16 protein-coding genes and 1 pseudogene are annotated in these 19,446 nt (G+C 59.9%); 12 read left to right on the forward strand and 5 right to left on the reverse strand.

Annotated elements, in window-relative coordinates; all coding sequences use genetic code 11:
- Positions 1-155 precede the first annotated feature (155 nt).
- Positions 156-998 (reverse strand): helix-turn-helix transcriptional regulator, encoded by an 843-nt coding sequence (locus JW799_RS17840; RefSeq protein WP_420830633.1) that lies wholly within the window; start codon positions 996-998, stop codon positions 156-158.
- Positions 999-1,163: 165 nt separating this feature from the next.
- Between JW799_RS17840 and JW799_RS28820 the strand changes: the two are divergent.
- The 3 genes and pseudogenes from JW799_RS28820 to JW799_RS17850 form a co-directional block, all read left to right on the forward strand.
- A pseudogene (locus tag JW799_RS28820) lies at positions 1,164-1,370 on the forward strand (dienelactone hydrolase); the annotation flags it as partial.
- 53 nt (positions 1,371-1,423) lie between these two features.
- A complete protein-coding gene (locus JW799_RS17845) occupies positions 1,424-2,113 on the forward strand; it encodes an alpha/beta hydrolase family protein (RefSeq protein WP_240353888.1) in 690 nt (229 codons plus the stop codon).
- 56 nt (positions 2,114-2,169) lie between these two features.
- Positions 2,170-3,285 carry a glycoside hydrolase family 88/105 protein gene (locus tag JW799_RS17850; RefSeq protein WP_080841095.1) on the forward strand — a complete coding sequence of 372 codons (1,116 nt, stop codon included), beginning with the start codon at positions 2,170-2,172 and terminating at the stop codon, positions 3,283-3,285.
- Positions 3,286-3,351: 66 nt separating this feature from the next.
- Here the strand turns inward: JW799_RS17850 and JW799_RS17855 are convergent, their stop codons facing one another.
- Genes JW799_RS17855 through JW799_RS17865 form a run of 3 tightly spaced genes read right to left on the reverse strand, consistent with a single transcriptional unit; the run spans position 3,352 to position 5,985 of the window.
- Positions 3,352-4,206: an SDR family oxidoreductase gene (locus JW799_RS17855; protein ID WP_080840772.1), complete on the reverse strand. Its 855-nt coding sequence runs from the start codon at positions 4,204-4,206 to the stop codon at positions 3,352-3,354.
- Positions 4,175-5,290, reverse strand: a complete 1,116-nt coding sequence (gene uxuA / locus JW799_RS17860; RefSeq protein ID WP_080841090.1) for a mannonate dehydratase — start codon at positions 5,288-5,290, stop codon at positions 4,175-4,177. The genes JW799_RS17855 and uxuA overlap by 32 nt, the downstream gene beginning before the upstream one ends.
- An 8-nt stretch (positions 5,291-5,298) precedes the next feature.
- A complete protein-coding gene (locus JW799_RS17865) occupies positions 5,299-5,985 on the reverse strand; it encodes a GntR family transcriptional regulator (protein WP_080840771.1) in 687 nt (228 codons plus the stop codon).
- A gap of 108 nt (positions 5,986-6,093) precedes the next feature.
- Here JW799_RS17865 and JW799_RS17870 point away from each other — a divergent pair, with 108 nt between their 5' ends.
- The 7 genes from JW799_RS17870 to ltrA all read left to right on the forward strand — a co-directional run bounded on the left by JW799_RS17870 (position 6,094) and on the right by ltrA (position 17,099).
- A complete protein-coding gene (locus JW799_RS17870; protein ID WP_205430960.1) occupies positions 6,094-8,163 on the forward strand; it encodes an alpha-glucuronidase family glycosyl hydrolase in 2,070 nt (689 codons plus the stop codon).
- A 144-nt stretch (positions 8,164-8,307) separates the two neighbouring features.
- Positions 8,308-9,285, forward strand: coding sequence for a carbohydrate ABC transporter permease (locus JW799_RS17875; RefSeq protein ID WP_080840769.1), 978 nt, complete (start codon positions 8,308-8,310; stop codon positions 9,283-9,285).
- Positions 9,282-10,124, forward strand: coding sequence for a carbohydrate ABC transporter permease (locus JW799_RS17880; RefSeq protein WP_205430962.1), 843 nt, complete (start codon positions 9,282-9,284; stop codon positions 10,122-10,124). The genes JW799_RS17875 and JW799_RS17880 overlap by 4 nt, the downstream gene beginning before the upstream one ends.
- A gap of 131 nt (positions 10,125-10,255) precedes the next feature.
- Positions 10,256-12,019, forward strand: a complete 1,764-nt coding sequence (locus JW799_RS17885; RefSeq protein ID WP_205430964.1) for a sensor histidine kinase — start codon at positions 10,256-10,258, stop codon at positions 12,017-12,019.
- Positions 12,020-12,111: 92 nt separating this feature from the next.
- A complete protein-coding gene (locus JW799_RS17890; RefSeq protein WP_205430967.1) occupies positions 12,112-13,440 on the forward strand; it encodes an ABC transporter substrate-binding protein in 1,329 nt (442 codons plus the stop codon).
- Positions 13,441-13,550: 110 nt separating this feature from the next.
- Complete coding sequence (locus JW799_RS17895) at positions 13,551-15,173, forward strand: response regulator transcription factor (protein ID WP_205430968.1); 1,623 nt, start codon at positions 13,551-13,553, stop codon at positions 15,171-15,173.
- 633 nt (positions 15,174-15,806) lie between these two features.
- Positions 15,807-17,099, forward strand: a complete 1,293-nt coding sequence (gene ltrA, locus JW799_RS17900) for a group II intron reverse transcriptase/maturase (RefSeq protein WP_205430969.1) — start codon at positions 15,807-15,809, stop codon at positions 17,097-17,099.
- Between the two features lie 479 nt (positions 17,100-17,578).
- Here the strand turns inward: ltrA and JW799_RS17905 are convergent, their stop codons facing one another.
- The gene (locus JW799_RS17905; RefSeq protein ID WP_205430974.1) at positions 17,579-18,571 is read right to left on the reverse strand and encodes an acrylyl-CoA reductase family protein; all 993 of its coding nucleotides are present in this window, start codon (positions 18,569-18,571) and stop codon (positions 17,579-17,581) included.
- A 176-nt stretch (positions 18,572-18,747) separates the two neighbouring features.
- On the opposite strand from JW799_RS17905, the gene JW799_RS30225 reads away from it, so the two are divergent.
- A complete protein-coding gene (locus JW799_RS30225) occupies positions 18,748-19,008 on the forward strand; it encodes a MerR family transcriptional regulator (protein ID WP_420830634.1) in 261 nt (86 codons plus the stop codon).
- Positions 18,948-19,373, forward strand: a complete 426-nt coding sequence (locus JW799_RS17910) for a hypothetical protein (protein ID WP_420830635.1) — start codon at positions 18,948-18,950, stop codon at positions 19,371-19,373. The genes JW799_RS30225 and JW799_RS17910 overlap by 61 nt, the downstream gene beginning before the upstream one ends.
- Positions 19,374-19,446 lie beyond the last annotated feature (73 nt).

The raw sequence follows: 19,446 nt of genomic DNA on the forward strand, positions 1-19,446 counted from the left end.
TGTTAAAAATGAAGCAAAAAAAGCATCAAAAATACAACAAATCGTCCTTGGCATGAACTATACTGAAGGCGTTTCCTTGGTGACGTCCGCGTTCGAATAGGTTCCCGGCGTTCCGATTTTCCACGCCGCGATTTGGTGAACTGGCGGCAGCTCCGTCAGTCGCGGGCGCTCCGCTTGCGATATTGAAGCGGCGTGATTCCGGCGATGCGCTTGAACGTCCGGTTGAAGTGGGACATATGCTCGAACCCCATTTTCCCGGCGACTTCCTGCACTTGCAACTGCGTTTCCGCAAGCAGCCTTTGCGCTTCGCGAATGCGGACGACGGTCACGTATTCCCGAAAATGAAAGCCGGTAAACCGATAAAAGATGCGGCTTAAATAAGACGCGCTAATATAGAAGCGGTTTGCCGTCGCTTCGAGCGTCAACGGCTCTCGCGCATGCTCGCGCAAGTAGGTCGCGATTTCGGAAATTTTCGCGAAAAGGGGATGCCGGTCGGCCGGTTCCGCGCGCTGCGGTTCGATCCGATGGAGCAGAATCAGGAGCTCGGCGAGCAGCGACCGGACGCAGAGCTCGTAATGAAGGCGGCCCAGCCGGCATTCATCCTGCATTTGCGCGAGAAGACGCCGGACTTCATCCTGCTCCTTGAAGGAAAGGCGAATAAGCCGAAAGCGTCCCGAGGGGGCGAGCAGCGGCTCGACCGACAGCGACGGATCGAGAAATTCGGGCTCGACATGAAGCAGGAAGCGCTCGAATTCGGCGACCTGGGAGCTGGCCGTCGCATGAAGCTCTCCCGGGGCGATCACGATCAGATCGCCTTCCCGAACGGTCACGACCTGATCTTCGATAAAATAAATGCGTTCCCCGGAAATGAGGTAATAAAGTTCGATCGACCGGTGGCTGTGCGGCCGCGGCATCGCCGTGACGCCTTTTCGCTTCATGAGCTGGATGCTGAAGCTGCCGCCGCCGATCGCGTATTTCGGACTTTCCGCTTCCTGCACGCCGTCCCCCCCTTGATCGGGTCCTGTACGGTTACCATTATAGAACGATGAAGAACCGAACGAAAGGTGCTGAAATAAATGAATGAAAACGAGGAGACCGCGTTGCGGCAATATTTTCGCCGGCTTGCGGGAGAACTCGAAGGCTCGGGCGCGTTCAGCCCGGGCATGAATTGGGCGGAGTGGAGAAGCGGCCTGCTGGCCGGATTTCGGCGTCGGCTCGGCCCGTTTCCCTCGCGGGCGGCTGAGCTCGATCCCGTCTTGCTGGAACGGACGCCGTGCGACGGATACGTGCGCGAACGGGTCGAGATCACGACGTTCGACGGATTGCGGATGCCGCTGTACGTGCTGCTCCCGGAAGGAGCGGGAAACCGGCGCGGCCCCGCCGTACTCGCCATTCACGGCCACGGCTACGGAAGCCGGGAAATTTGCGGCCTGGAGCCCGACGGCTCGCCGCGCCGGGGGATCCGGGCCTGCACAAGGATTTCGCGGTTACGCTTGCGAGGCAGGGCTTCGTCGTCGCGGCGCCGGAGCTGCTCGGCTTCGGGGACCGGCGGTTTTCCCGGGACGCCGCGGAAGGGCCGGCCAAAAGCTCCTGCTACGCGATGTCGGTTCATCTCTTGATGACGGGGCACACGCTCGCCGGGTACCGCGTCTACGAGACGATGCGCGCGCTCGACTACCTGTGCGGCAGAAGTGAAGTCGACGGCGACCGGATCGGCGCGATGGGCATTTCGGGCGGAGGGCTGGTGGCCGCCTTTGCGTCCGCGTTGGACGAGCGGATTCGCAGGACCGTCGTCAGCGGGTATGCGAACACGTTCCGGGGAAGCATTCTGGACCGGGACCACTGCCTGGACAATTACGTGCCCGGCATTTTGCAAGAGGCCGAAATGCCCGAATTGATCGGACTGATCGCGCCGCGGGCGCTGCTGATCGAATCGGGGGACGAGGATCGCGTCTTCCCGGCCGCTTCGGCGCGGGAAGCCTATGCGAAGCTTCGCGAAATTTACGAGGCGGCGGGAGCGCCGGACCGGCTGGAGGCCGATTTTTTCGCGGGCGGCCACGAAATCGGCGGCGCCAAGGCGTTTGGCTGGCTGGGACGGCTGCATAACCGATGAGCAGATGGAACAGACGAACAATGAACAAAATGAACGCCATCGAGGAGGAAGCGCGAATGACGGCACCCCATGACCTTTTTTCCCGAAAAATCGCCGAAACGATCGCCGGGCAATGCGGCGAGGACGGCTACCATCCTTTCCCCTCGGGGCGCTGGTCCTATGTCGAAGGCATGCTGCTGATGGCCATGCGGCGGGCGGGCGTTCAGCTCGAGGAACCGGGCTACGTCGATTTTATGCGGCGTCATATGGATCTGTACGTTCAGGCGGACGGAACGATCCGTTCGTACTCGCTGGAGGAATACAATCTCGATCAGATCAATCAAGGAAAAAATTTGTTCCCGCTTTTGAGCGCGGACGACTCCCGATACGAGCGGGCGGCGCACTTGCTGGCGGCGCAGCTGATCGGGCAGCCGCGCACTTCGGAAGGCGGCTTCTGGCATAAAAAAGTGTACCCTTTTCAAATGTGGCTGGACGGCTTGTACATGGCGACCCCGTTTTTGGCCGAATACGCCAAGACGTTCGAGCGCCCGGATTTGACGGACGAGGCGGCGCATCAGCTGCTGTTGATCGAGCGGAAAACGCGCGATCCGCGAACCGGCTTGCTGTATCACGGCTGGGACGAGGCGAGGGAGCAGGAATGGGCCGATCCCGTGACGGGAAGGTCGCCGAATTTCTGGAGCCGGGCGGTCGGGTGGTATGCGATGGCGGTCGTCGACGCGCTGGATTTTTTCCCGGTCGACCATCCGAAGCGGGGAACGATCGTCGGGGCGTTCCATCGGCTCTGCAAGGCGCTCGTCCGGGTGCAGGACGCGGAAACCGGCCTGTGGCACCAGGTGCTCGACCAGGGCGGCCGCGAGGGCAACTATTTGGAAGCTTCCGGCTCGTGCATGTTCGTTTACGCGATGGCCAAAGGAATCCGCATGCGATATTTGGAGTCCGGCTTCCGGGATGCGGTCGCCAAAGGCTACGAGGGGATTCGGCGTCATTTGACGGAGGAGGACGAAACGGGCGTCCATTTGCATCGAATTTGCCATGGCGCGGGACTGAGCCATGACCGCAACGGGACGTTCGCCTATTACGTTTCGGAGAAAGTCGTTTCCGACAGCTACATGGGGATCGCCCCGCTGCTGCTGGCATCGCTGGAGGTCGAACGGCTCTTGGCACCCCAATGAAAAAACGCATCCGAACGGCTGCCGCCGCAAGGATGCGTTTGCGTTTTCGCCCGTTCCGGCCGGCGGCTATACCCCGGCGTAGGCCATGAAGCCGCCGTCCACGGGAACGACCGTGCCGGTGACGAAGCCGGACGTCTCGTCGTCCGCGAGCCACAGCAGCGTTCCGAGCAAATCCTCGGGCACGCCGAACCGCCTCATCGGCGTGTGCGAAATGATTTTTCCCGACCGTTCGGTAAGCGTTCCGTCCTCCTTGACGAGCAAGCCGCGGTTTTGCTCCGTCAGGAAAAAGCCGGGGGCGATCGCGTTCACGCGAATGTTGGATTCGGCCAAATGAACGGCCAGCCACTGCGTGAAGTTGTTGATCGCGGCTTTGGCCGCGCTGTAGGCGGGCACCTTCGTCATCGGCGAAGGCGCGCTCATGGAGGAGACGTTCAGAACGACGCCGCCCCCGCGTTCCGCCATCGGCCGCGTGAAGATTTGGGTCGGGATCATCGTTCCCATGAAGTTCAGGTCGAGCACGTTGCGGAAGCCGGGAACGCTCAAGTCGAAGAACGTCGTGATCCCCTCCGCGTTCAAATCCTCAAGCTTCAAAATTTCGTTCGACGTGTTGGCGCTCGGGTGGTTGCCGCCGGCGCCGTTGAGCAAAATGTCGCACGGGCCGAGCTTTTCGCTCACGACGCGCTCCGCCTCGCGGACGCTGTCCGCGCTCGTAACGTCGCAAGCGACCGCGATCGCGGCGCCGCCGGCCTCCCGGATTTCGCGGGCGACCCGCTCGCCCTTGTCCGGCGTCCGGTTCAGCACCGCGACTTTGACCCCTTGCCGGGCGAGCTCGGCCGCCATGACGCGGCACAGCACGCCGGCGCCGCCGGTTATGACGGCGATTTTGCCTTCAAGAGACGGATGCTTCGGAAGTCCGCTCATCGGATCCCCTTCCTTCCTCGAATGGGTTAGAATGACGGGTCGCGTCCCAAAGGCCCCACAAGTACATGATGCCAAGCGCGCGATCGTACAGGCCGTAACCGGGGCGGCACTTCTCTCCCCAAATATGGCGGCCGTGATCGGGACGCGCGTAACCGGCAAAGCCGACGTCGCGATAGGCTTTGACGATGCCGGCAATGTCGACCGTGCCGTCCTGCGTGCGGTGCGACGTTTCAATGAAGTCGCCGTTATCGTACACGCGGACGTTGCGGATATGCGCGAACGGGATGCGGTCCGCGAATTCATGGATCATCCCGACGATGTCGTTCGCCGGATTCGAGCCGAGCGAGCCGCTGCAAAGCGTAATGCCGCTATAAGGGCTGTCGTGCAGCTTCAGGAAGCGGCGAAGATTGGCTTGGTTCGTCATGATCCGCGGCAGCCCGAACACCGGCCACGGCGGATCGTCCGGATGGATGGCCATCTTGATGCCGTGCCTGGCCGCGACGGGAACGACCTCGTCCAGGAAGTATTTCAGATGGCTCCACAAGTCTTCCTCGGAGACGTTCTTGTAGGCTTCGAACAGGGACGCCAGCCGGGCCAGGCGCTCCGGCTCCCATCCGGGCATCGTGAACTCGGGATTGGCGTTGATTTTGCCGGCCATCTCGAACGGATCGATGTCGTCGATCCGGCTTTTTTCGTAAAACATCGCGGTCGAGCCGTCTTCCAATTCCTTGTGCAGGTCGGTTCGCAGCCAGTCGAAGACGGGCATGAAGTTATAGCAAATGACTTTGGCGCCGACCTGCCCGAGCTTTTCGATCGTTTTCTTGTAATTTTCGATATAAACGTCGCGGCCGGGCCGCCCCAGCTTGATGTCCTCATGAACGTTGACGCTTTCCACGACCTCGATGTGGAAGCCGGCCGCATGCGCCTTATCGCGCATTTCCAATATTTTGTCCATCGGCCATTCCTCGCCCGCCGGGACGTCGTGCAGCGACCAGACGATGCCTTCGACGCCGGGAATTTGCCTGATCTGGTCCAGCGTAACGGTATCGTTGCCCTCTCCGAACCAACGAAAAACCATTCTCATGCCGGCGTTTATCCCCCTTGTTTGAAATAGTGCGGAAATTGCTCCATGAGCGCCGCCTGGTCCTTGACGCTGAGAAGCAAATGCTCCTGCATCGTGCCGGCGGCCGCATCGGCGTCGCCCGCCTCGATTGCCCGCACCATCCGCTCGTGCTGCTCGTACACGTGGCTCCATTGATGGGCGGAAACGAGGCGAAGCAGGCGCGCGCGGTTCAAATGGGCGTTGATTTGCTGGATGGCGATCCAGGTGTTCAGCTTGCCGCAGCCCTCGAACAGCGTCCGGTGAAACGCTTCGTCCAGCTCGAACAGGGCCATGTCGTCCTGCCGCTCCATGCCTTCAAGCTGCTTGCGCAAGTTGCTTCGCAGAGCCTCGAGCGATTCCGCCGGGAATTCGTCGCAAGCAAGCCGAATGACCGCCTTCTCCAGCTGTTCCCGCATAAAGCGGGCCTCCTCGACCTGATTCGGGTCGATCAGGGAGACGAACGTTCCCCGCTGGGGCAGCACTTGAACGAGCCCTTCCTGCGCAAGCCGCAGGAAACTTTCGCGCACGGGCGTACGACTGACGTTAAAAGCCGAAGCCGATTCTTTTTCCGATAACGCGGTGCCGGGAGGCAGCTCCAGGTTCAAAATCTGGTTTTTCAGCTTCGCATAGACGAAATCCTTTGCGGAAACCGCCGACGTCGGGTCGAAAAATGACATGGTCGTTCACTCCTTCTATTCCATACTACCACACTTGTATGGTAGTATGGAACCGAGAAATACGATCGATTGGAACGACGTATTCATACATCGAGGAGGATATCAATTATGGAACATGCAGCAAAAGCCCCGAAGCCGGCCGGATACGAAGCCTGGCTGGCCCATCCGCCGATCGCCGGCTCCGAGCGGACGAAGCGGATCGTTTCCCGGACGGGGACGATCGACGCTCCCGAGCGGGAGCTTTGCGTGGCGACCGCAGCGGCGGAGCTGGAGGAAGGAATCGCCAGGCTGACCGGAACGCGGCCGGCAAGAGGAACTCCGCGGGACGACGCGCGCGGCATCGCGATCGGAACGTTCGCGGGCAACGCGGCCGCGAGGGAGCTGTTCAGCGCGGAAGAACAAGCCGCCGTCGCCGAGGAAGGGTACCGCATCCGCGCGAACGGCCGGACGATCGCGATCGCCGGGACGACGGCCCGCGGCGCGCTGTACGGAGCGTTTCATTTCCTCCGGCTGCTGCGGGCGGGAGCGGACCTGGAAACGCTTGACATCGCCGAAAATCCCGCCAACGGAATCCGGATGATCAACCAATGGGACAACATCGACGGGAGCATCGAGCGCGGCTATGCCGGCGGCTCGATATTTTACCGGAACGACGACATCGCGGACGACCTGTCCCGCGTTCGCGACTATGCGCGGCTGCTCGCTTCCGTCGGGCTGAACGCCATCGCGATCAATAATGTGAACGTTCACAAATACGAAACGATGTTTTTGACGGAGCGGTTTTTGCCGAAAATCGCCCGCATTGCCGAGACGTTCCGCGCCTACGGCATCCGCACGTGCCTCAGCGTCAACTTCGCGGCGCCGATCGAAGTCGGCGGGCTCTCGACGGCGGACCCGCTGGAGCCGTCCGTGCAGGCGTGGTGGAAGGAGAAGGCCGCGGATATTTACCGCCATATCCCCGATTTCGGCGGCTTTCTCGTGAAGGCCGACTCGGAAAACCGGCCGGGACCGTTCACGTACGGCCGCGATCACGCGGACGGAGCCAACCTGCTGGCGGACGCCCTGCGGCCGTTCGGCGGGCTCGTCTTCTGGCGCTGCTTCGTTTACGACTGCAAGCAGGACTGGCGCGACCGGAAAACCGACCGCGCCCGCGCCGCCTACGACCATTTCACCCCGCTGGACGGAAGGTTCGCGGACAACGTCATCCTTCAGGTGAAAAACGGGCCGATGGACTTTCAGGTGCGGGAGCCGGTATCGCCGCTGTTCGGCGCAATGCCGAACACGAACATGGCAATCGAGTTCCAGATTACCCAGGAGTACACCGGCCAGCAGCGCCATCTGTGCTATCTCGTGCCGCAATGGAAGGAAGCGCTCGATTTCGAGACGTACGCCCGCGGCGAAGGCTCCGCGGTCAAACGGATCGCGGACGGCTCCCTGTTCGGCAGGCCGCACGGGGGCTTCGCGGCCGTTTCCAACATCGGCGACGATCCGAACTGGACGGGCCACCCGCTGGCGCAGGCGAATCTGTACGGCTACGGGCGATTGGCCTGGAACCCCGATCTTTCGTCGGAGGCGATCGCGGACGAATGGATCGGCCTGACGTTCGGCGACGACGAACGGGTGCTTCAAGCCGTCCGGGGCATGCTGCTCGATTCGTGGAGCATCTACGAATCGTACACCGCGCCGCTCGGCGTCGGCTGGATGGTGACCCCGCATTTCCATTACGGGCCGGACCCGGACGGCTACGAATATTCGATGTGGGGCACGTATCACTTCGCGGACTGCAAGGGCATCGGCGTCGACCGGACGAAGGCGACCGGAACGGGGTACGCGGCGCAGTACAAGGGAGCCAATTTCGAGCGGTTCGAGTCGCTCGCCGATACGCCCGACGACCTGCTGCTGTTTTTCCACCACGTGCCTTATACGCACGTCCTTCGTTCGGGCAAAACCGTCATCCAGCACATTTACGATAGCCGGTTCGAGGGAGCGGAACGGGCGGAGGAGCTCGTTCGGCGGTGGAGAGCGCTGGAAGGGCTCATCGACGAAGGCATCTTCGCGCAAGCGGAAAGCCGGTTCCGGGAGCAGGCCAAGCACGCGAAGGAGTGGCGCGACGTGCTGAACACGTACTTTTTCCGCAAAAGCGGCATTCCCGACGCCCGCGGCCGCACCATTTACTAAAGCTCGGAATCAAGTCCGAAGAGGCCCGAGGCCTCTTTTTTTTCGTTATTTTTTAAAAGAATTCGTGCATTTCTCTTCTACTGCCGCGGCGGCGGCTTTTCCTATAATGGAACTACACAAAGAGAGACATGAGGTGAAGTCCGCATGAGCCGTACCGCCAACGCAACGACCGCAAGCGGCAGCAAGCCCGGCCGCGCAGCCCCGAAGAAGCGCGGCCGCTTCTGGAGCCGATGGGAAACGCCGGGAATCGGCTATTTGTTCATTTCCCCGTGGCTGATCGGATTTTTCCTGCTCACGTTTTATCCGATGGCGCTGTCCTTGTACTACTCCTTTACCGACTATACGCTGATGAAACCGATCGAATGGATCGGCTTTCGCAATTACGAGCGGATTTTCACGGCCGACGACAAGTTCATTCAATCGGTCAAAGTGACCTTCCTTTACGTGCTCGGCTCCGTCCCGCTCAAGCTGATCGCGGCGCTGCTTGTCGCGATGGCTCTCGCCAAAGCGGTCAAAGGCATTTCCGCCTACCGCATCGCGATTTACTTTCCGTCGCTCATCGGCGGGAGCATCGCCGTATCGATGCTGTGGCGCAACATTTTCGGCGTGGACGGCTCGTTCAACAGCTTGCTGGGCGCGCTCGGGATCGAAGGAACCGGCTGGATCAGCAATCCGAAAACGGCGCTCTGGTCGCTGATCGTCCTGACCGTCTGGCAGTTCGGCTCCTCGATGGTCATTTTCCTGGCCGGCCTCAAGCAAATTCCCCGGGACCTGTACGAAGCTTCGAGCGTCGACGGGGCGAACCGGTTCGTGCAATTTTTCCGGATTACGCTGCCGATGCTGTCGCCGACGCTGTATTTCAACTTCATCATGGGCGTCATCAACGGCTTCCAAATGTTCACGTCGGCCTACGTCATCACGAACGGCGGACCGATGAATTCGACGCTCGTTTACGCCGTCTACCTGTACGAACGCGCCTTCAGCCGCTACCAGCTGGGCTACGCTTCGGCGCTTGCCTGGATCATGCTCGTCGTCATCGCCGTCATTGCAGGCTTGATCGCCGCGACTTCGAAATACTGGGTGTTTTACGAGACGGACGCCGGAAGGAGGAAACGCAAATGAGCTTGAAAATGAAGGGCGGCATCCGCCACGTCCTGCTGACCCTTTTCAGCCTCGCGATGGTGTATCCCGTCTTCTGGTGGGTCGGCGCTTCCCTGAAGTCCAACGAAGAGCTGTCCTCGGCCAACCTGTTTCCGTCCAAGCCGCTCTGGAGCAATTTCGTCGACGGCTGGAACGCCATTCCGGGCTATACGTTCACCGATTTTTATTTGAACACGTTCGGCCTGGAGCTGGCGGTGCTGATCACGACCATCTTCTCCTGCACGCTCGTGGCGTTCGGGTTCGCGAGGTTGGATTTTCCGTTAAAAAATTTCTGGTTCGCCATTTTGATGCTGACGCTCATGCTTCCCGCGCAGGTGCTCATTATTCCGCAGTACGCCATGTTCCATCAGTTCGGCTGGGTCAACACCTATTGGCCGTTCATCGTCCCGCACTTGCTCGCCTCGGGGGCGGGCGGCACCTTCTTCGTCTTTTTGCTCATCCAGTTTATTCGCGGCGTTCCCCGCGAGCTGGACGAATCGGCGAAAATCGACGGCTGCTCCTGGTTCGGCATCTACTGGCGGATCGTCATGCCGCTCACCAAACCGGCCATCGTCACGGTGTCGATCTTCTGCTTCCTCTGGAACTGGGATGACTTCCTCGGTCATTTGCTGTATATTAATTCAGTCGAGAAATACACGGTCGGCCTCGCGCTGAAAATGATCAACGACGCGCAATCCGGCATGCAGTGGGGCCAGGTTCTGGCCATGTCGCTCGTTTCGATCGTGCCGGCGACGATCGTGTTCGCCTTCGCGCAGAAGCAACTGGTCGAAGGCGTGGCGACGACGGGGATCAAAGGATAAGCGCGCGGGAGCGGATCGCTCCCGTTGCGTTTCGATAGGCAAGAAACGAAAAAGCGACGGTTATCGTTGCTTTTTTGGCGTATTCGAGGCTGCAAGCATCAAGGCGAGGGGAGCGATGGCGAACGGCGGCCATGATCAATCCATTCAAGCGGTACCGCATCGATTATTTGTTTTTCGGCAGCTTCGCGGCGCTGATCGTCATTATCCTCGGCTGCACGATCTGGACGACCTACGTTCTGTCGTCCAAGGAAATGGCGAAAGCGACCTCCGCCAACCAGCAGAAGCTGCTCGACCAGCTGAACGGCGAAATCTCGTCGAGCCTGGCCACGCTGGAGCAAATTTCGCTGTCGACCTCCAGGGACAACACGCTGGTCGACTTTCTGCGCGGGGACGTTTCCGGGGATACGTTCGCGAGGCTGCAGAAATATAAGGAAGTTCAGCAATCGCTGGCCAATTTGACGTATTCGATCCCGCTCATTCAAGGCATCGACCTGTATATGGAAAATCCGTTTCGGTCGGAGTCCAACAGCTACATCCAGTTCCGCGATCTCGAAGGCGCCGCGTCCCAAAGCTGGCACGAGGCGATGCGGCAGAACGATTTTTTCTGGGCGGGCAAGCAAACGATCCAGACCTTTCAGGGACGGGCGGAAGTGATCAGCTTCGTAAGGACGATCGTCTACAACGACCGCCGTCTGGGCTATCTCGTTCTCCACGCCAAAGCGAAAACGCTGGAAGAAATGCTGCTCGGCTCATCCCCGGACGGCAACCGGATGATGCTCGACGCCTCGGGACAGCCGCTCATCGCCATCGGCAAGGTGCCGGACGAGCCGACCTGGTCTTCCTGGAAAAGCCGGCTGAACGACAGCTCCGGCTTGCTGCGGCTTCACTGGGACCGGGAAGGGGAGATGCTCGTCGTCTACTCCAAGCTGAGGCAGTCGAACTGGATGATGGTCGAAATTACGCCCTGGTCGTCCGTCACGGAAGGGAGCCTTCGCCTGGCCCAGACGATCGGCTTGATCGGCGCCGGCGCGATCCTGCTGGCGCTGCTGCTCGCGCTATCGCTCAGCAGGCAGTTCGTTTGGCCGATTTCGAAGCTGGTGTCCGCCATGAACCGGTATACGGTCACGGGCAAAAAGGAGGAGCTTCCCGAAGATTACCGCAATGAATTCGGGTATTTGTTTTCGGGGTACCGCAAGCAGACGGAGCGGATCGAGGAGCTGTACGAATCGCTCGAAATCCGCCACGAGCAGCTGCGCAAAGCCGAGATCGAATCGCTTCAGGCGAATATCAATCCGCACTTCCTCTACAACACGCTCGATCAGTTGAACTGGATGGCGATCGAAAGCGGGCAGGCGGAGATGAGCCGGATACTCGAATTAATGGGCCGAATGTTCCGCATCGGCCTCTCCAACGGGGAAAGTTTCATTACGGTAGCGGACGAGCTGGAGCATATCGGCTATTATCTGGAAATCCAGCGGCTTCGGTTGGGCGAGGGGCTGAGCTACCGAATCGAAGCGGACGAGGGGACGCGCAAGCTCTACATGCCCAAAATGGTGCTCCAGCCGTTCGTGGAAAACGCGGTCGTCCACGGCTTTCATGCCAGCGGCGAAGGCACGATCGGGATACGCATCCGGCCGTCCGGGGAGCGCTTGCGGATCGAAATCGAAGATAACGGCATCGGTCTTCGAGGGGATCCGGACGCGTTGAAGAAGCGAAAAACCGGCGGCTACGGCGTTCGCAACGTCCGGGAGCGGATTCGGACGCATTTCGGCGATTCGTACGGAGCCGAGCTGTCGAACCGTCCGGAGGGCGGGACGAAAGCGGTCGTCGAGCTGCCTCTTTTGCGGGAGAGGCCGGGGCCGGCGGTCCGGAAACAAGATCGGATTATTTTATAAATTATTGTGCATTTCTCTTCTACAATCGGGAGGGTGCAGCGGATACGATAAAGGAGAAAAGAGAATCGTATTCCTAGGGGAGATGAATGAAAATGGTATTTTGGAAGCGCTTAGCCGGCGTCTCGACGTCGCTCGTCCTGGCGGCCGCCCTCGCGGCTTGCGGAGCGGGCGGGAACAATAACAACGGCGGCGAAGCCGCGAGCTCGCCTTCCGGCACGTCTTCGTCCGATAGCGGAAGCTCCGGCGAGCAGGTCAAGCTCCGCATCATGTGGTGGGGCTCCCAGCAGCGGCACGAAGCGACGCTCGACGCCCTGGAGCTGTATACGCAGCAGAATCCGAACGTCACGTTCGAGCCGGAATATTCCGGAATGGACGGCTATTTGGACAAGCTGTCCACGCAGGCCGCCGCGAAAAACGCTCCCGATATTTTTCAAATCGATCCGGGCTGGGTGGCGGACTGGGCTTCCCGCGGCTCGCTCGCGGACCTGACGGACGGCGTCGATTTGTCCGAAGTGGACGAGAAGCTGGCGAACGGAGGAAAATTCGACGGCAAGCAATACGCGATACCGCTCGGCTCCACCGCCTACGGGATGATTTACGATAAAGCCGCGCTTGAAAAGCTCGGCCTAACGGCTCCGGAGAACGGCTGGACGTGGGACGACTTCTTCGCTCTCGCGAAGGAATCCAAATCGAAGCTCGCTTCCGGCCAATACTTCACGAAGGACTACGCCGGCGACTATTTCGCGTTCAGCGCGTACCATTACGCCCAAGGCAAAGGCTTGCTCGTGACCGAGGACGGCAAGTTCAACATCGACGAGGCGACGTTCCTCGACTGGACGAAAAAATTCCAGGAGCTGCGCGAGCTCGGCGTCGTGCCTCCGGCCGACGTGAACGCTTCCGACAAGGAGTTCGATCCGACCGGCGATCTGATGGTCAAAGGAACGATCCTGTTCCGTCTCGGCTTCTCCGCCAACTTCGTCTCCTGGGACAGCCTGAAGGCCGACGCTTACGCGATGGTGACGATGCCCCGCGGCGCGGAAGCGGGCGGATGGCTCAAGCCGTCGCTGTTCTTCGGCGTATCCGAGAACTCTCAGCATGCCGAAGAAGCGGCGAAGTTCCTCGACTGGTTCACGAACAGCCCGGACGCGGTCAAAATTTTGGGCACGACCCGGGGCAATCCGGTCAACAACAAAGTGTCGGCGGAGCTGCTCTCGACGTTCAGCGAGGCCGACCAGGTCGGCATCGAGCTGTACAACGCGACGCTTCCGGACGGCCAGCAATGGGTCGCCGGCGCCAGCGGCTGGACGAACTGGATCGACAAGGACTGGGCGCTCATCCGCGACGAGCTGAGCTTCGGCAAGAAATCGCCGGAAGAGGCGTTCGCATCCTTGAAGAGCACGGCCCAGGAATACGAAAGCTAAACGGATCCGCGGCATGCCCGGAAGACGCGAAACGCGCCTTCCGGGCATGTTCCGGTAAGAAGGGACCGCGCGAGGGGGAAGGCGCGTCCGGCAAAAAGGAGAGAACGCGCATGTGGAAAATCGCCATCGTCGACGACGACCGCCAGGTGCTGCAGGGCATGAAACGGGCCATTCCGTGGGAGGAGCTGAACGCGGAATGGGCGGGCGAGGCGCTGAACGGGCAGGACGGACTGGAGATGATCCGCGCCGTTCGCCCGGATGTCGTCATCACGGATATATACATGCCGGTGATGAACGGGCTGGACATGATCGAACATCTCCGGACCGAAGCCTTCGACGGCAAGGTCATCATTTTGAGCGGCTATTCCGATTTCGAGTATGCGCGGCAGGCGCTGCGGCTGAACGTCAGCGATTATTTGTCCAAGCCGATCAGCATTCCGACGCTGAAGGAAGTGCTCGCCAAGGCGATCGCGGGCCTTGCCGAAGAGGAGGAGCGCCGCATCAAGCAGGACGAGCTTGAGCAGCGGTTCAGGCTCTACGCGCCGTTCGTGGAAAAGGAATGGATCAAGTCGGTCATCTCGGGCACGCTCGCGGACATGTACTTGCGGGACGAGGCGCTGCCTCCCGCCTATTCCTGCTGGCGGCAGGCGGAGCATACGGTGATCGGCTTCGACATCGTGCGGGATCGCCGGATCGGGGCGGCATCCTTGTCCGATCTGAACCTGTTTCGCTTCGCGGTGCGCAACATCGCCTGCGAAATCGCGGCGGAGCGGTTCGGCGGGTTCGAATATACGGAGCTGCACGGGACCCACTCCGCGCTCGTGGTCCGCTCGGAAGCGGGTTCGGACCGGAAGCTTGCGGAAAGGCGGTTGGCCGAATTCGGCGTCAAGCTGATCGAAGCCGCGGGCAGCTATTTGAAGCTGAAGCTCCGCGTCGGCGTCGGGGAGACGAAAAGCGACTGGCGCGGCATTTCCGATTCCACGGAGGAGGCGTTCCGCGCGATCGAGTGGCGGAGGCGGCCGCTCGTCGCGGGCTACGAAGTGTACGGGGCGGCGGAAGGTCCGGACGGCGAGAAGGAGATTCGCCGGATTCGTCCGGTCAAATTTTATCAGGAGCTCGCGTCCGCGATCAAATCGAGCCGGGAAACGCTCGCGCACGAGATCGTCGACGACTTCGCCGGGCAACTGGCGGGGCGGGAGGAGACGACGCCGGAATATTTAAAGACGCTCGCAAGCGAAATTTGGGCGATTCTCGCTTACAGCTTGTACGAAGTCGGCATGGTGCTGGACGAGATGTTTCCGAGCGAAGCCGTGCGGCGGGAATGGGCCGGCTTTGCCCGTCCGGAGCAGCTGACGCGGTGGCTGAAAGAGAAAATTTCCGCGATTTGCGGCAGCCGCCAGTGGAGGGGCAACGGCAAGCATCGCCAGGCGGTCGATTTTATGATCCAGTACATTCACGACAACTACGCCGAAAATATCACCCTCGCGGACCTGGCGGACAAAGTGTTCATCTCGCGCAATTACTTGTCCCACATTTTCAAAAGCATGACGGGCGATTCGTTCAACACGTATTTGACCCGCGTCCGCATGGAAAAAGCCAAGGAACTGCTGATGGAGCACAAAATGCTCGTTTACGAGGTTGCGGAGAAGGTCGGCTATCAGAACGTTCCCTATTTCAGCACGCTGTTCAAAAAGTACAGCGGCATGAATCCGACGGACTTGGCGAAGTCGTAGGCGCCCGAAGGATCGCGCGTTTCCCGGCTGCGGCGTTCGCCGGCGCTGCCGCCGCAAGTTTATTTTTTTCCGAGGACGCCGCCAGGCGTTTTTTTTTTGTGCTTTGGCGTGCCCAGCTAAGCACGCATCTTCTAGCCGGTGAAAGTCCGGTCACAGGAGGGGCCAAGCCCCTGTGTAGCTAGGATACCTGCGTATGGCGAAAGCTGTGCGTAGAAGCGTATCGACGAAAGTACCTGTCGGAGACAGGGCGAGCAACATGTCAGGCCGTAACATAAAGTGAATCCTGCCGCGTCGTCAAAAAGGCCTCGCAAGAGGGAAAAGAGGAAGCCGAGCCCCGCGAGCATGGGCGAAGGCCATGGAAGCTGATAAGAACTTGGAGCGTCAGCGAAGAATCCTCCGGCGTAGAGGGATCGGCATGGGATGAAAGAGGATGCAGTGAACTGGGGAGACCCTCCCCTGCACGGAGATTTTTTTCGAAACCGTAAAGAGACGCTCTATAAGCCAAAAGGTGAAGTGATCCGTCTGCAGGAAGGGAGTCCGAGGGGCGAATAGTACCGGGGAACGCAGGACAACACAACCTGCGGGAGGGAAGGCGCCCTGCTTTGTTCAAGCTTCACAAGGAGGTACGAGTGAGTGAATGCCAGAAGGCTAACGACACCAACAGAAAAAGTTCAACAACTCCAAGAGAAGCTAGGTCATGCGGCCAAGACGAGCAAGAGCAGAAAGTTCCATGCACTGTACGACAAAGTCCATCGATTGGATGTGCTACAGGAAGCGTGGCGGAGAGTACGGGCAAACAAAGGAGCGGCAGGCATCGACGGTGAAACCTTGGCAGATATAGCGAAGATGGGTGAAGACCGATTCGTAGCGGAATGCCGAGAACGGCTCCAGAAGAAGTCCTACCGCCCCCAGCCCGTGCGCCGTCACTACATTCCGAAGAAAGACGGACGGAAACGCCCGCTCGGCATTCCAACGGTAAGGGACCGCGTCGTGCAAATGGCAACGAAACTCATAGTGGAACCGATCTTTGAAGCCGATTTTCAGGAATGCTCGTTTGGCTTTCGACCGAAGCGAGGCGCAAAACAAGCGCTGGAGCGAATCCGTAAAGCCTGCAACCGCAAAGGCAATTGGGTGGTCGACGTCGACAACCAAGGCTACTTCGACAACATTAACCAAGAGAAGCTCATGAAACTGGTAGAAATGCGAATCAGCGACAGACGCATTCTCAAGCTCATTCGGCAATGGCTCGGAGCAGGAGTGACGGAGGAAGGAACGGTCAGACGTTCCGATCTGGGAACGCCGCAGGGCGGGGTGATCTCGCCGCTACTGGCGAACATCTACCTGAACTACTTCGACCGATTGTGGGAAAAGCATGGCAAAGAGGTCGGGGAACTCACGCGGTACGCAGACGACTTTGTCGTCGTGTGCAAGACAAAGAAAGATGCGCTCCATGGGTACAAACTCATTCAAGCGATATTGGAGCGTCTGGAACTGACCTTGCATCCGGAAAAGACGCGGATTGTGGGGATATGGACGGGAGAAGAAGGGTTTGACTTCCTCGGCATGCACCACCGGAAGACGAAAGCAGAAACGGGGCAGAACCGCGTGTACTATACGACGCAACAATGGCTCTGTGTTAAAGCAGAGAAACACATTCGGGAAGTCGTTAAAGAACGACTCGCGCCGCCGAAAATGCGGCACGTTTCGTTCCAAGAACATGTGGACTGGCTCAACCTGAGAATCCAAGGCTGGAAGAACTACTATTCGACGCCATACAGTTCCAAATGGATGACAAAGTTAGATGGGTACATCCGCACAAGGCTAACGAAGTGGTATGCAAAGAAGCGCCAGCGTAGTCGCTGGCGCAGTTCTGGAAATGAGGTTAAGTTGCTCTGCCAAATGTATGGACTCAAGACGCTTTTGTAAGTCGCACGCACATGAATGACGAACATCGGAAAGCCGTATGAGGGAAAACCTCACGTACGGTTTGATGAGGAGGGGCTGAATTTATTTCAGTCCTTCACTCTAGCGAGCAGCGTTGAAAAATTGCAATTGATAGCCGTTCTCAATGAGCCTATAATGAGACTAAAACGCTTGGGAGGGGATCGGAAATGGTTTCGCAGAACCCTATCTTGCTATGGAACCGCGCGAGGATCCGGACGCCGGCCGCGCGCCGCGCTTATCTGGAGTCGTCCCCCGCGCCGGAGCGACGGCGCGAATGGCGCGACGAGGCGCTGCGCGGCCTGTATGCCGGTCACCTCGCCCCGTTGTGGCGCGCCGTTTCGAAGGCCGCCAACGCGCCGCTGCCGATTTTATGGGAAAACACGGCGGTCCGCCTGTTTTCGCTGTACGAAAAGAGAATGGGTCGTCCCCAAGCCGCCGGAAAAGGTTCCGGTCTGACCGGCTTAAGGCAGGCGCACGAGCGCGCGGCCCGTCATTTTCGAATCGAGGATATCGGTCAGCGCCCCGGGCAGCTCATGCAGAGAAATCTCGCGTTCCAGCAGGGCTTCAAGCTTTGCGGGCTTCAAATCTTCGGCCATCCGGTTCCACAGCTTCCGCCTGCGATCGGCCGGACAAAACACGGAATCGATGCCGAGCAGATTGACGCCGCGCAAAATGAACGGCATCACCGTCGTCGGAACGGCGGTTCCCCCGGTCAGGCCGCTGACCGCGACGGAGCCGCCGTAGGCGATTTTGCTTAGCGTCGCGGCAAGCGAAGCGCCGCCTACCGGATCGACGGCGGCTTGCCAAGCCTGCTTGTTCAGCGGCTTGCCGGCGCCGTCCGCGACCGCTTGGCGGGAGACGATCTCGTCGGCGCCGAGCGCCAGCAAGTAGTCGGCCGCGGCGGGTTTTCCCGTGCTTGCGGCGACGGAATATCCCTTCTTCGCCAGCATGGCGACGGCGACGCTTCCGACGCCCCCGGTTGCCCCCGTGACGAGCACCTTCCCCTTTTCGGGCGACATTCCGTTTTCCTCCAGCCTTTCGATCGACAGCGCGGCGGTAAAGCCCGCGGTTCCGTAAATCATCGCCTCTTTCGGCGACAGCCCGTCCGGCAGCGGCACGACCCAGTCCGAAGGCAGGCGCGCATATTCGGCATACCCTCCGTAATGGGAGACGCCGATTCCGTATCCGGTAGCCAGCACCTGCTGCCCCACGGCAAAGCGGCCGTCGGACGACGCGACGACGGTTCCCGCCAGGTCGATTCCCGGAACGTGCGGATACGTTTTGACGATGTTCCCGTCCGGACGGCAGGCGAGTCCGTCTTTATAGTTGACGCTGGAATAAGCGACTTTGACGAGAACGTCTCCCGCCGGCAGGCGATCGAGCTCCAGCCGCTTCACGGCAACGGCGAATTCCCCGGCGTTGTCGACGACGAGCGCCTGAAACGATTCGGACACGGGCGTACCCTCCTGTTCGACAAAAAGTTTGTTGACCTCTTTATACGCCAGATCGTCCGCCGGGTCAACTTCGCTTGGCTGAAGCCGGCTCTTGGGCGGCAAGCGGCATTATTTTCGATCGTTGACTCTCCTCTTGGGGGAGGCTTTATGCTAAATCAAGAAAGGAGGAAAATCGCATGCTCTATACGGTCAAAGAGGTATCGTCCTTGTCCGGCGTCACGATCAAAGCGCTGCATTATTATCACAAAATCGGGCTTCTCCCGCCCCGCGAGATCAGCGATGCCGGCTATCGGCTATGCGGAGCGGAAGAGCTGAAGCGGCTGCAGCACATTTTGTTTTACCGGGAACTGGATTTTTCGCTGGAGAAGGAGAAGAGATGGACAAGCGCGACATGTTCAGAGGATTCGAAAACGAGGAACAATGGAACGACGCGATGAGCGAGCACAACGTTTACCTGAAGGAGACGTACGGGGCGGAGGTGCCCAAGGTCGCCGCTGCGGAAGTCGCGAACATGAACGAGCAGGCCGCAGAGGCCGCCGCCTTCATGGGCGGGATGGCAGAAGCTTTGCGAACGGGACTGAAGCGAGACGACGGAAAAGTCCGCCGGCTGATCCGCGACCATATCTCGTTCATGAACGAACGCGGCCGCCAGGTATCCGCCGCGGATTTCGCCGATCAGACGCGATTTTTCCTCGGCGACGATTTTCATCTTCGGATGCTGGAGGACCAGCAAACCGGTCTTGCTTATTTCCTTGCGGCAGCCGCCGAATCGTTCGCGGCGGATCCGGGGCGGGCCGGGTAATCGTTAACGAAAAAGGCGGTTTACGCGCGACGCGCCCCCTTCGTCCGAGGCAGTCCGGCTTCGGATGAAGGGG

Source organism: Cohnella algarum (assembly GCF_016937515.1).
Taxonomy (GTDB): Bacteria; Bacillota; Bacilli; order Paenibacillales; family Paenibacillaceae; genus Cohnella; species Cohnella algarum.

Excerpts from the sequence above, each read along its gene's own strand:
- JW799_RS17875 (WP_080840769.1), top strand. The coding sequence starts at position 8,308 with ATGAGCCGTACCGCCAACGCAACGACCGCAAGCGGCAGCAAGCCCGGC.
- uxuA (WP_080841090.1), bottom strand. The coding sequence starts at position 5,290 with ATGAGAATGGTTTTTCGTTGGTTCGGAGAGGGCAACGATACCGTTACG.
- JW799_RS17880 (WP_205430962.1), top strand. The coding sequence starts at position 9,282 with ATGAGCTTGAAAATGAAGGGCGGCATCCGCCACGTCCTGCTGACCCTT.
- JW799_RS17910 (WP_420830635.1), top strand. The coding sequence starts at position 18,948 with ATGGACAAGCGCGACATGTTCAGAGGATTCGAAAACGAGGAACAATGG.
- JW799_RS17895 (WP_205430968.1), top strand. The coding sequence starts at position 13,551 with ATGTGGAAAATCGCCATCGTCGACGACGACCGCCAGGTGCTGCAGGGC.
- JW799_RS17850 (WP_080841095.1), top strand. The coding sequence starts at position 2,170 with ATGACGGCACCCCATGACCTTTTTTCCCGAAAAATCGCCGAAACGATC.
- JW799_RS17855 (WP_080840772.1), bottom strand. The coding sequence starts at position 4,206 with ATGAGCGGACTTCCGAAGCATCCGTCTCTTGAAGGCAAAATCGCCGTC.
- JW799_RS17890 (WP_205430967.1), top strand. The coding sequence starts at position 12,112 with ATGGTATTTTGGAAGCGCTTAGCCGGCGTCTCGACGTCGCTCGTCCTG.
- JW799_RS17870 (WP_205430960.1), top strand. The coding sequence starts at position 6,094 with ATGGAACATGCAGCAAAAGCCCCGAAGCCGGCCGGATACGAAGCCTGG.
- JW799_RS30225 (WP_420830634.1), top strand. The coding sequence starts at position 18,748 with ATGCTCTATACGGTCAAAGAGGTATCGTCCTTGTCCGGCGTCACGATC.
- JW799_RS17885 (WP_205430964.1), top strand. The coding sequence starts at position 10,256 with ATGATCAATCCATTCAAGCGGTACCGCATCGATTATTTGTTTTTCGGC.
- JW799_RS17865 (WP_080840771.1), bottom strand. The coding sequence starts at position 5,985 with ATGTCATTTTTCGACCCGACGTCGGCGGTTTCCGCAAAGGATTTCGTC.